The organism is Halotolerantifilum yawarlongkerapense, assembly GCF_054506745.1.
Genome location: NZ_CP199719.1, coordinates 2,216,318 through 2,228,553, shown reverse-complemented (window position 1 = coordinate 2,228,553; position 12,236 = coordinate 2,216,318). Strand labels below are relative to the sequence as shown.

Below are 12,236 nucleotides of genomic sequence, written 5' to 3'. Positions count from 1 at the left end.
ATAGAACTTGGGATGTGGGAAGTGATGGGATGGGATGTTGGTGGGTGGTGGGAGTGTAATTGTTTTGTGTCAGAGTGTAGATGTTTTTGTGTTGGGTGTAAGAGTATTTTGTAATGTTACAATCTCCCGCTATCCGTTAACGGTCACTACTCCACCGTCACAGATTTCGCCAGGTTCCTCGGTTTATCGACGTCATTGCCCCGGGCAACCGACACGTAGTAGGCGAAAAGCTGCATGGGGATCACCGATAGGATCGGCGTAAGCTCATCCAAGGTATCCGGCACGTAGAGGACTTCATCGGCCACCTTGGCGATCTCTTTGTGACCCTTCTTGGCCACAGCCACCACGTGGGCACCCCGGGCCTTGACCTCTTTGATATTGGACAGCATCTTATCGTACAGGTGATCCTGGGTGGCCAGGGCCATCACCAGGGTATCCTTCTCCACCAGGGCAATGGTCCCGTGCTTGAGCTCACCCGCCGGGATAGCAAAGGAGTTGATATAACTGATTTCTTTAAGCTTGAGCGAGGCTTCGTAGGCGATATCCGCATCCACACCGCGACCCATGAAGAAAACCTTCTCGTTGTTGAACTGCTCATCAGCCAGCTTCTGGATGATCGAGGTATCCCCCAGCATGTCCTGGATCTGGTCCGGCAGTTCTTTCATCTTCTCGATGTAGCCCAGCTGTTCGATCTCGGTGATAACGCCACCCACGCGTGCCAGGTGAAGGGCCAACAGGTAGAAGGCCGTCAGCTGAGTCGTAAAGGCCTTGGTCGAGGCCACACCGATCTCTGGGCCAGCCCAGGTGTAGAAAACGTCGTGGGACTCGCGTGCCACCGATGAGCCCACCACATTGACCACAGAAAGGATCCGGGCCCCGCGGCGCTTGGCTTCTCTCAGAGACTGGAGCGTATCCAGGGTTTCCCCGGACTGGCTCACTGCGATAAAGAGCGTGTGCTCGTCGATAAAAGGTTCCCCGTATCTAAACTCCGAGGCGATGGCTACTTCCACCGGGATCTTGGCAAAGCGCTGGATGGCGTAGCGCCCCACGAGCCCCGCGTGGTAGGCCGTCCCACAGGCCACGATATATATCTTGTTGATCTTGGCCATATCCTCCTTCTCCAGGTGGATGCCATCGAGGTGAATGAGTCCCTCGGCATCCAGACGCCGGTGAAGGGTCGCGTGCACGCCCGTGGGCTGTTCGAAAATCTCTTTCAGCGTAAAGTGCTCATAGCCTTCCTTCTCAGCAGCCGCCACATCCCAGGTAACTTTATAAATGTCTCGGTCCATAATATTGCCCAGGGAATCATAGATGGTCACGCCGTCTTTAGTCAGGAGCACCGTCTCGTCGTTCTCGATGAGCAGAATGTCCTTGGTGTATTTAAGAAGCGCAGGTATATCCGAAGCAATGTAGTTCTCTCCATCACCGACTCCCACCACCAGGGGGCTATCTTTCCTGACCGCTACGATCTTGTCCGGCTCATCCTTACAGATGACACCGATGGCGTAGGCGCCCTCCATCCGGCGAACGGCTTTGTTGACCGCCTCGAGCAGGTCGCCCTCGTAGAAGTGGCTGACCAGGTGGACGATGACCTCTGTATCTGTGTCTGAACGGAAGGTCACCCCGTCCGTCTCGACCAGCCAGTCTTTGAGCTGCATGTAATTCTCGATGATCCCGTTGTGGATCACCGCGATCGATGCCGCCCCATTGGTATGGGGGTGGGCATTGTGATCCGTGGGTTCTCCGTGTGTCGCCCACCGCGTGTGACCGATGCCCACGGTAGAACGAAGCGCCTCATGATCTAGCGTATCCGCCAGATCAGCCAGCCGCCCTTTTTTCTTTTCCACGTGAATGGCCTCGTCCACCACCACGGCGATACCGGACGAGTCGTATCCACGGTATTCTAATTTCCCGAGCCCCTCAAGGAGCACGGGTAAAGCGTCTTTTTCTCCAATGTATCCAACAATACCACACATAACAATCAACCTCTCTTTTTTCGTTTCCAGTAGAAAACCGCAAAAAAAGAGGTACAGATGGTTCACACGACATGCGACTCTGTTCCACCGGTCACCCGGAGGTTTTGATCGCATCTCTTACGACCGTGAAGGTAGCCGCGGGGCATCCGCCGAATACTTCGATCACCCCGTCCTCGTCAACTGTAGACCTTCCGTCTCCAGTCCTGGCGCTTACACTTTTTTGACACGATTTTCCTACAATCCCCTTTCTTCTTACTCATTCATCTATACGCTCTTCCATGGAGTAGTATAACATGAAGAGACATATTGTGGAAGAAGAATCAGCGGCATTAAGCACGTTGAAAAGGAAATGTAATAATGAATCGATAAAAGACAATAGATGCAAAATATCAAATGTACATTTATGCGTACGCTTATATTTACATTTTCAATGATAAGTTATATAATAAAGTGAGTAAAGGAGGTTGACCATGTTACGAAATATTACCGATCAAATGATCTCTATCACACATTTTCGTCAGCACCTGAAAGATGTGCTCGATCATCTTACAAGTCCAAAGGTCCTAATGAGTCGCAATAATCCAAAGGCTGTCATTATCCCCTATGAGCAGTATGTGCGTATGGAGGCGCTGTTGGAAGAACAGTTGGACAAAGAAATGCTCAGTGAAATCAATGATCGTCTACATGATCCGGATGAGTCCTATATGAACACCGATACCTTCTTTCAAGCACTGAAGGATGAAAAATGAAGTGGCAAATCCACTGGCATCACAAAGTTAGAAAAGACATAAAGCAACTCCGATTGAACGATGCGCAACTTGACAAGTTAAGAGAAAATATCGAAAAGATTTCCCAAAACCCTTTACCCAAAGCACTGGGAGGATATGGCGAGCCCTTAGCTGGTGACCTGAAAGGACTTCTGAAATTTCGATTTGATGACAACTATCGAGTAGTCTACAGACTTGTCGAACAAGAAGGTGTCATGCGAATCATGATTATTGGACTTAGAAAAGACAACCTTGTTTACAAGAATTTGATAAAGCGGATTTAATTAAGTTAATCGTACATCCTAGTATATAAAAACTAAACCCCGATCTGTCGCTTCTTCACCAAGCGTAAAGATCGGGGGTTTCTTGTTTTTGACTATGCGCATCATGTTCAGTACTCGAGAAAGACCTCTTAACACAAGGGTTGAGAATCACCTGTTGGCGATCAGCTAACCGCCCTCTGCCCATAAGCTGGAGCGCCAAGGAAAGCTTACCCCAACCGCTTCTCGATCAACGCCACCAGGTCCCCGGCATGTTGGTTCATCTGATCGAGATCCTTGCCCTCGATCATGACCCGCACCAAGGGCTCGGTTCCCGACGGCCGGATGAGCACGCGTCCCTCTCCAGCGTAGTGGGCCTCCACCTTTTGGATGGCCGCCTGGATCTCGACGTCATCCGTATAGCTGTGCTTGGTCTGGTTGGTCACCCGTGCGTTTTGCAGCACCTGGGGATAGGTATCCATCATACTGGCCAGTTCCGATAGGGGTTTTCCCGTCTCCTTCATCACGGCCATCAGCTGCAGGGCGCTGAGTAGCCCATCGCCCGTGGTATTGTGGTCGAGGAAAATAATGTGACCCGACTGCTCCCCACCGATGGAAAATCCGCCTTCCAGCATGCGCTCGAGCACGTAGCGGTCGCCCACCTGGGTGATCTCCAGGTTGATCTTTTCGCGCTTGAGCGCCAGCTGGAAGCCTAGGTTGCTCATCACCGTGGCCACCACGGTGTTTTCTTTCAGAAGACCCTTTTCTTTCAGGTGCCTCGCGCAGATGGCCATGATCTTATCGCCATCCACCAGGTCGCCCTTTTCATCCACGGCGATCAACCGGTCCGCATCGCCATCGAAGGCCAGACCGATATCATAGCCGCCGGCCTTCATCACCTCGACCAGGTCCCCCGGGTGGGTCGACCCGCAGTGTTCATTGATGTTAAAACCGTCCGGGGACGTGTGCATGCTCTTTACCTTGGCTCCGAGCTTGTGCATGGTGTGAGGGGCCACATCAGAGGCCGCCCCGTTGGCCCCGTCCAGGGCCACGGCAAGGCCTTTGAAATCCACATCGATGGTCTCGATCAGGTACCTGGTGTAGAGTTCCTCCGCCTCGTAAACCTGGGTCTCCCGGCCGATCTCCGTCCCCACGGGGATGTGCGCTAGGTCCTTGTCCTCCAGGATAAAGGCCTCGATCTCCTCCTCGATGGCATCGGTGAGCTTGAGCCCCTTTTCATTGAAAAACTTGATGCCGTTATAGGCCACGGGATTATGCGACGCCGAGATCATGACACCGGCATCGGCACCGAAATCCCGCACCAGGTGGGCCAGGGCCGGTGTGGGTAGGACGCCGATCCGAATGACATCCACGCCAGCCGACAGGATCCCCGAGACCATGGCCGCCTCCAGCATATCCCCCGAGACCCGCGTGTCCTTGGCCACCAGCATCTTGGCGTCCCTTCTACCACCTGTGATCACGTGCGCTCCGAACCGCCCCAGCTTGTAGGCCAGTTCATTCGTCAGCTCTGTATTCGCAATACCCCGCACCCCATCGGTGCCAAACAGTTTTCCCATCGTCTAAAGCGCCTCCCATCTTCTGTTGAGCAAAGTTTCATAGGCCTCCAGATCCGGGGCCTCCAGCCTATCTTGAAAAATCATCATCTCCAGGCTATGCCGGAGGTGGTGTAGCGATTCGTTTGTTCTGTACTCCACCGGATGCTCCCGGTAGTAACTGAGGAGTAAATCCAGCGTGTGTTTGGCCGTCTCCGGGCTAAAGCCCTTGTTATCCAGGCGGTTGATCCGCGACTCATCGATAAAGTCGATGGTCTTTCCTTCCCTGAGGTGCCAAGAAAGAATCCCCTTGATGTAGCCCACCAGGCAGGCCGATCCATCGCAGACCGTGCATCCCAGGCACAGTTGGTTGGCCTGCTCCTCCACCGTCTTGAGCATCTCGGCAAGGGCGCGGGCTCTTTTCTTGAGCACCGTGTCCCGCTCGGCGATCTCACCCTTGAAGCGACGGATCATGAAGACCCCGAGGATCAAAAGGACCACCACGACCCCATAAACCAGTGTCATGGGCAGCGTATCGATCGCACTCGAGCCCAAGACCTTTTCTAGGCCGAAAAAGAGAAATACCACGAAGGCACCGGTTTTCATAGCGAACTCCGGGATCTTGTCCCCGAGCTTGCGACCCACCACAATCCCCATGCCGCTGGTCAGCACCATACCGGTCACCGTCCCGAGCAGGACGAAAAAGGGAAAAAGACTCGCGGCCCCCAGGCTCATGGCCGCCAGCTGGGTCTTGTCCCCCAGCTCCCCCAGAAAGAAAGCCAGGGCCACCGTCACCACCGGACCGAACTTGGCCGGTGTGGGTTCTGCGTCGGCATCTTCCACCGAAAGGGAGGTAAAGGCGAAATTAAGAAACAAAAGTCCCGCCACGATCTCGATCACCAATAGGGGTAGGAATTGGCTGATCAGGGTACCCAGTAAAATGGCCAGCCCGTGGTTGAAGAAAGCGCCTATGGCGACCCCGGACAGGATATGCCGCACCCCGTACTGGGTGGCAAAGGCCATGGCCAGGATCTGGGTCTTGTCCCCCATCTCGGCCATAAAGATCAGCACCACCGCCCGCAGGTAGTCTTGAATAAACACCGCTTGTCCCCCTTAGCTTTCCTCTGTTGATCCCACCGGCGATGTAGCCCGCCAGTGTTTGAAAAAATACCAGATCACGGCCGCTTCCACGATCACCGAGAGTCCGATGGCCGCCCAAACGCCGTCCAGTCCCCATTTTAACACAGTGGCCAAGAGATAGGCCACGGGAACTTTAAAAAAGAGGTTGGCCACCAGTGAGGCCAGCATGGGATAGACCGTGGCCCCCGCCCCGTTGAAGACCCCTCCGAGCACCATGGGAATCGGTACGAAGAGAAGCCCTCCGTAGACGATCTTGAGGTAGCTCACCCCCTTGGTGATCACCTGGGGATCTTGCAAAAACCAGCCGAGGAGCTGTTCGGGAATGAGCAGATAGAAAAATCCGAAGACCACCACATTGGTGATCGCAAGGAGCATGCTGACGTTGATCAGATACTCGATGCGCTGGATCCTGAGCGATCCGATGGCATGGCCCACCAGAATCGATACCGCCAGGCTCAGACCCGTGAGAAAGACAAAGGTATAGCCGAAAAGCTGGCCTCCGATGCCGAAGGCAGCCGTGCCGCTGTTACCGCCCACGGCATAGACGATCCGGAACATCAGAAGGCCCGTGATCGGTCGGGTCACCTGCTGGAGGCTGGCGTAGCCCCCGATGTGAATCAGCGACTGAAAGCGCCTGTAGCCTTTTACAAAAACCGCGTCGATAAAGATATGCTTACCACCGAAGACCTCGTGAAAGAGCACTCTGAGGAAAAGGGCCGCAGCGATCAGATGACCGATCATCGTGGCCACGGCCGCCCCGCGGATGCCCATGTTCAGCGTGAAGATAAAAAAGGGATCGAGGACGATGTTCACGAGATTCGAGAAGATCAAAATTTTAAGCGGGGTGAGCGTATCCTTCTTCCCCTGTAGAATGCTCCTGCCCGCGGCCGATAGAAAGACGAAAAGACTCGAGGCAAAGACCACCTGCAGGTAGGACACCGTGAGCCGGTGAACGGCCGGGTTCGGATTAAAGAGCAGGCTGACGATCGGTCCTGCCAGTGGGGGCAGAACCAGGGTGAGGGCAAGACCCACCACACCGGAAAGAAGCAGGCCGCCGCCGGCCGCCAAGATCACACCCCCGTGGTCCTTTCTCCCCGCGGCCTGGGACACCAAGGCCACGAGGCTCGTGGCGATCAGCGCCGTGAAAACAAAAATCACCCCGATGGTAGAGGTGCCCAGGCTCACCGCCGCAGCGGCCTCCGTACCCAGACGCGAGACGAATTTTAGATCCACGGTTCCGAGGAACATCTGCAGTAGCATCCCGACCATGATCGGCCAGGTGAGATCGATTATTTCTCTGATGGTTTCCTTCATAGGTGTGTTCCTCCTCCACCCCATGATTTTATCATAGTCAGGAGAAAAGCGGTACAGGGGAAAATGGAAGGGCCTTCCTACTAGCGGACAAGAAAAGACGCCCCCGATGCGAGAGCGTCGTGATCTCATTATTCCACCGCTAGGTAGCGGTCCACCTGATCGGCGAGGAATTTTTTCAGCGGTTTCCATAGGACCAGGGTCAGGATGAAATTCGATACACCGTGCAATAAATCCAGGGGTAGTCCCCTCAGCCAGTAGGTGAAACCGTAGGCTACTCCGTAGAAGAGGGACTCGCCCAGGGCAAAGAAGAGACCGAATGAAAGACCGAACAGCCCCGCTATGATGGCGTAGCCGTACTCGCTCTTCACCAGCCTACCCGGTCCCGCCGTGAGAAAGATGAGCAGAGGCCAGACCAGGTAATAGATCAGGACCCAGGTGGAAAACCCGTAGATCAAGATCTCCGTGGTCACAAAAACAAAGGAAATCAGAAGGGTCTTCTTCACCCCTAGCGTCACCGTGAACAAGATGAAAAGAAGCGTGACAATCTCCACGTTGGGAATCAGGCTAAGCGCCAGCTTCCCCGCCGTCAGCGCCGCGCTGAATAAGCCCAGCAGCACCAGTTCCCTGGCACGCATCTTACCAGGTCCTGAGTTCGAAGTCGTAAACGTCGCCATCGGTGAGCGGCACTTCCCCAGGACCCGTCACCGCGTCCTGTCCGTTGACGATCAGGTGCCAGTACTCCTGGGCGCCCTCGTTCGCCTCGTAGCCCATGAGTCCCGCGACCATGATGCCGAAATCAAACTCCTCAAAAGTAGCACCCAGCTCTTCCTGGTGGTCTTGCATGAGGGCCAGGAGAAAATCCTGGTCCGTCTGGTACTCAAATGTCTCATCGATTCCCTCATCCGCGTGGGTGACGGTGATCGTAACGGCCTTGTCCCCTTCTACCGCCTTGGGGGCTAGAAAGGTGTTGTACCCCAGTAACAGTGCCGCCGCTAGGGCCACCACCAGTACGATGGTCATGATCTTTTTATTCATTACTTTCATTCCTTTCCGCTCATCTGATAACTCTTCGAAGTGAAAACCGGCAGGTCTGCTTCCGCCTGACTCTCCACATAACAACTCATGGCATAGAGGAGATTGGCCAGTAGTCCTGAAAACCGGATTATAATTGCCGGCGCACCCTCGATCCTGTGGAGCATCCGCACCACTTCCTTGGCCCGGTGCCGGGCTAGGTGCAGTTCACAAGACAGGACCGTTCCCACCGGCAGGGTAAAAGCCTTTGGCACGAGGCTACGATAACAATCGTACATACCGTGCAAACGATCAAGATCCGCCTCTTCCACCGCCAGCTTTCCCCGAACCGAACCGTTCAGGTGTAGGGCCATCTCCACCAGCCAGAGGAGGTCTTCCCCTAGCCGCCCGTCCTTGACCTCGCCCGCGTGGGCATGACAGAGGCCCAACTGGCTGGATAGCCCGTCCGTCAGGATCTCGTAGTCGCAAAACATCCCTTCTTCTGCCATAAAGGGATAGCAGATTTCATCTTCTCTTCTACCCACCCGGGTTTCCTCCTCCTATTTTGTGCAAAAAAATGCCTCCCGGCGCCAACTTTTTAGCGGGGAGGTTTCGTATTTTCTGAAGCTTTAAGGCGGAATCTTGAGAAGTCCGCCAGCCCAAAAAACACCCCTCCATCCCCGTGAAGGCGTCGGTGTTCGATTGGTAGGGCAGGTCTTCCGGCTCGGCGAGACATGCAAAACTCCCCTGACCTTCCCGGGTAGATGACTACCCAGTGGTGCTATCGGAGGGAATTTTTCTCGCGCTTACGGCGGCGGGACCGCGCGGGACTTGCACCCGCTTCCCTTTTCATGTGTTCGTAAACACAACCACTACCTATTATGCATGTTCATTGTATCAGAAAGTGATGTCACTCGTAAAGAAAGTCCCATTCTAACCATGAACCTTTGAACTCTTACTGTCCTGCACAATCTGAAGATTAATAGCTTACTCGCTCAAGATCGTTTTGCGAAACAGAGTCTTTTGCGATTTTCTGTGGTTGATGAAATTTTAGATCAGCAAGATACACAATATATTTTGACTCACACTAGCATATCGATTATAATTGAGTTATAAAGCATTACCTAATAGGTAAATGTTTTTGGGGGTGTTGACTTGCAACTATGCTACAAAAACAACAAACTACAGAAAGCTTGTACTGATTATCGAAAAGCACAATCTCAATATGGTTCTCGTGGTGCAAAACTACTACACCAAAGAGTCAAAGAGCTTAAAGCTGCTGACTCTCTTGATAATTTAGCGCCCGCACACTCGTGACTTCAGTCGTGAGTTAGGGCGTTTTTTTCGCGCAATGTGCTCAATATTTCCTGTCGAAGGAACAGAACATATGTTACAATAATAGAAAGGTGATTTCATTGACAGAAGAACTTTGAAGTGGTAACGATATACATTCGAGTCGCAGCTTTGGGTTTTCATACCCCAAAGACATGATGAGTGACAATACTTTAGATTCGCCAAGAATGAAATGAATGCAGTTTGCTGCAGCTCACAGATGGAATTATGCACATCTACTGATGAAAATCAAATCCGAAGATACGCCAGTCTCAAAAGGAGAAGGAGTACTCATGGGTAAACGAATGACGGTCAAAGAAAAAAACGAGGTATTGGCTAAGCAGGGTCTTCAGTTGAAACACTATGGCCTTGTTCTTCGTGTTTATCCTACTGAGGAACAGGTGATTCTCATCAACAAGAACATTGGATGTGCCAGGTTAATCTACAATAAGTATCTCGATGCGAGGAAAACCTATTATAAGGAGAATGGAAAGAAACTTTCGGTTGGTAGATACAAGAAGGAGACCATGGTGCCACTGAAGTCCTCTGAGGACTATGGTTTCTTGAAAGAGGTCGACAAATTTGCTTTAGAAGCGGCTTGTGAACATGTCGAAGATGCGTACGTTCGCTTCTTCACTCGTCAAAACCGATATCCGAAGTTCAAATCAAAACGTAGCGCTAAGAAGGCCTATACAACCAAGATGACGAATAACAACATCGAAATCATTGGTTCTTCTCACATCAAGATACCGAAACTTGGGAAGGTGTCCATGGCAAAAGTAAAGACAGCAAGAAATAAGGGGATACTCAAGAAAGTCAGAGGGGGTCATGCAAGGATCTTAAAAGCGACGATCACCCTGAAGGGTTCTAAGTATTATGTTTCCCTTGCTCTCGAAGAGACGATCGAGTTGGTAAAGCCCTTGGAGATCCAGAGTATTGACGCTTCGAAAGCCGTCGGTGTTGATCTTGGCCTCAAGACCTTCGCCACCATCTACAATGGTGAAAACACCGAGTTCATCGAAAGAGCCAAGTACATCCAGGCGTCGGAGAAGAAGCTGGCCAAGCTCCAACGGAAGTTGGCAAAGAAACAGCTCGATTCACAGAATCACAAGAAGGTAGCACAAAAAATAGCCAATTTACATGTTCATATAGCAAACCAGCGAAAAGACTTCGCCCACAAACTGAGTACCCGGTTGGCCAACGAAAACCAAGTGGTCGTACTGGAAACACTGAGTATCAAGGGCATGGTCAAGAACAAGAAACTATCGAAAGCCATATCAGATGCGGGATGGTCTCAGTTCATCACCTTCCTGAAGTACAAACTGGAGTGGCAAGGAAAGCATCTTGTACAGATCGACCGTTGGTATGCCTCATCTAAGATTTGCTCTTCCTGTGGGGAGAAACACATCGCCCTTACGCTGTGCGACAGAGAGTGGTGTTGTAGTCACTGCGGTGCTGAGCACGAACGGGATGAGAATGCAGCCATCAACATCAGAAAACAGGGTTTAGATACATTAGGCATCTCAGCCTAAGCATAACCGGTACCAAGTGTACCTGCACCGTTGGGACAACGGGAAGTGCCTGTCACATTTGTGAGCAGAGCCAAGCTCTGTAGGAGGCTTTGTAAGACTTGGGTTGCTCCTGCAATCCAAGCGGTAGCCGGTGAAACAGGAAAAAGTGATTGTCGCCTAAGGCGATAACCGAATCCCGTGACTTCAGTCATGGGTTGTTCAAGTGCGAGTAGTAAAGCTTTTGGAGGTGATAGATTATCATGGTAACTAAAAATGGATTGATAGCCATTCCACCCGGTGAAACAATAAAAGAACAATTATCCATTCGAGAAATGTCGCAAATCGAGTTTTCTGAAAGAATGGGGTATAGCTCAAAACATATCAGCCAATTGATTAATGGAAAAGTTCCTTTGTCACATCAAACCGCTTTGAAGTTAGAAAGTGTTTTTGGTATTCCAGCAAGGTTCTGGAACAACCTTGAAGCACTCTATCAGGAAGATTTAGCCAGAATAGAACAAGAGTTCGAACTGGAAAGAGAGAAACAAATTGTCTCATTGATACCCTACCCTGATATGGCAAAAAAAGGATGGGTAAAAAAAACTAGAAAACCACATGAAAAAGTGTCCGAACTAAGAAAATTCTTCGAAGTAGCTTCACTTTCTCATCTCACGAGTATTAGTAAGATGGCTACAGTGTTTAGAAAAGTCGACCACGGTAAAGCCTCTGAGTATGCCCTTATAGCTTGGATACAGAAGGGAATACTAACTGCACGATCAGTAGAAACTGCAACGTTTAGCAGAAGAAAGTTGAGTTCAATAATTCCGAAGCTAAGACATTTGATAAATGAAAATCCCGATGTTTTCCAAGAAGATTTATTTTCAGAGTTAGCATCTTGTGGTGTTGCTCTTGTATTCCTACCACACTTGAAGGGAACTTACGCCCATGGCGCGACAATATGGCCTACTAAGCATAAAGCTATAGTCATTGTTTCTCTACGAGGAAAAAGTGCGGACAAATTTTGGTTTAGCTTTTTCCATGAGATTGGTCATTTGTTACTTCACAGTAAAGATGATTTATTTATCCATTATGACGAAAATGAGTTGAGAGATTCAATTGAGCAAGAAGCAGATGAATATGCTTCTAATCTTCTCATCCCTGAAAATGCATATGATTCTTTTGTCTCAAATGAAGATTTTTCTGCTCACGCTGTCATATCATTTGCAAAAAATGTTTCAATTCCAGTAGGGATCGTTGTTGGACGACTTCAACATGATCGTCATATCTCATTCAAAGAACTCAATCATCTTAAAATCAAGTACGTTTGGGAAGAAGAGCAGAACCAACCTTATTCTCAATAATTAAGTAGGCGCAT

At 51.0% G+C, this 12,236-nt stretch carries 11 protein-coding genes and 1 riboswitch; of the genes, 4 read left to right on the top strand and 7 right to left on the bottom strand.

The genetic code is table 11. The features are described 5' to 3' along the window. Window positions 1-146: 146 nt before the first annotated feature. Window positions 147-1,976, bottom strand: a complete 1,830-nt coding sequence (gene glmS / locus ACULM0_RS11035; protein ID WP_463677585.1) for a glutamine--fructose-6-phosphate transaminase (isomerizing) — start codon at window positions 1,974-1,976, stop codon at window positions 147-149. Window positions 1,977-2,446: 470 nt separating this feature from the next. Between glmS and ACULM0_RS11030 the strand changes: the two genes are divergently transcribed. Together ACULM0_RS11030 and ACULM0_RS11025 are read left to right on the top strand one after the other, a co-directional pair. Then, window positions 2,447-2,725, top strand: coding sequence for a type II toxin-antitoxin system Phd/YefM family antitoxin (locus ACULM0_RS11030; protein ID WP_463677584.1), 279 nt, complete (start codon window positions 2,447-2,449; stop codon window positions 2,723-2,725). Continuing rightward, entirely contained in the window at window positions 2,722-3,027 is a 306-nt protein-coding gene (locus ACULM0_RS11025) for a type II toxin-antitoxin system RelE family toxin (protein ID WP_463677583.1), read from the top strand. The genes ACULM0_RS11030 and ACULM0_RS11025 overlap by 4 nt, the downstream gene beginning before the upstream one ends. A gap of 206 nt (window positions 3,028-3,233) precedes the next feature. Here ACULM0_RS11025 and glmM read toward each other — a convergent pair whose 3' ends face one another. From glmM to ACULM0_RS10995, 6 genes are all read right to left on the bottom strand, one after another. Then, window positions 3,234-4,580 carry a phosphoglucosamine mutase gene (glmM, locus tag ACULM0_RS11020; protein ID WP_463677582.1) on the bottom strand — a complete coding sequence of 449 codons (1,347 nt, stop codon included), beginning with the start codon at window positions 4,578-4,580 and terminating at the stop codon, window positions 3,234-3,236. A gap of 3 nt (window positions 4,581-4,583) precedes the next feature. After that, the gene (locus ACULM0_RS11015; RefSeq protein WP_463677581.1) at window positions 4,584-5,657 is read right to left on the bottom strand and encodes a TMEM165/GDT1 family protein; all 1,074 of its coding nucleotides are present in this window, start codon (window positions 5,655-5,657) and stop codon (window positions 4,584-4,586) included. A gap of 12 nt (window positions 5,658-5,669) precedes the next feature. After that, window positions 5,670-7,010: an MATE family efflux transporter gene (locus tag ACULM0_RS11010; RefSeq protein ID WP_463677580.1), complete on the bottom strand. Its 1,341-nt coding sequence runs from the start codon at window positions 7,008-7,010 to the stop codon at window positions 5,670-5,672. A 128-nt stretch (window positions 7,011-7,138) separates the two neighbouring features. Then, window positions 7,139-7,645, bottom strand: coding sequence for a hypothetical protein (locus ACULM0_RS11005; RefSeq protein ID WP_463677579.1), 507 nt, complete (start codon window positions 7,643-7,645; stop codon window positions 7,139-7,141). Window position 7,646: 1 nt separating this feature from the next. Further along, window positions 7,647-8,045, bottom strand: a complete 399-nt coding sequence (locus ACULM0_RS11000) for a DUF4430 domain-containing protein (protein ID WP_463677578.1) — start codon at window positions 8,043-8,045, stop codon at window positions 7,647-7,649. Between the two features lie 5 nt (window positions 8,046-8,050). Beyond that, window positions 8,051-8,566, bottom strand: a complete 516-nt coding sequence (locus ACULM0_RS10995) for a hypothetical protein (RefSeq protein ID WP_463677577.1) — start codon at window positions 8,564-8,566, stop codon at window positions 8,051-8,053. Between the two features lie 147 nt (window positions 8,567-8,713). Next, a riboswitch (cobalamin riboswitch) is annotated at window positions 8,714-8,911 on the bottom strand. A 735-nt stretch (window positions 8,912-9,646) separates the two neighbouring features. Here ACULM0_RS10995 and ACULM0_RS10990 point away from each other — a divergent pair. Both ACULM0_RS10990 and ACULM0_RS10985 read left to right on the top strand, forming a co-directional pair. Continuing rightward, window positions 9,647-10,885 carry an RNA-guided endonuclease TnpB family protein gene (locus tag ACULM0_RS10990; RefSeq protein ID WP_463677576.1) on the top strand — a complete coding sequence of 413 codons (1,239 nt, stop codon included), beginning with the start codon at window positions 9,647-9,649 and terminating at the stop codon, window positions 10,883-10,885. 239 nt (window positions 10,886-11,124) lie between these two features. Then, window positions 11,125-12,222: an ImmA/IrrE family metallo-endopeptidase gene (locus ACULM0_RS10985; RefSeq protein ID WP_463677575.1), complete on the top strand. Its 1,098-nt coding sequence runs from the start codon at window positions 11,125-11,127 to the stop codon at window positions 12,220-12,222. Window positions 12,223-12,236 lie beyond the last annotated feature (14 nt).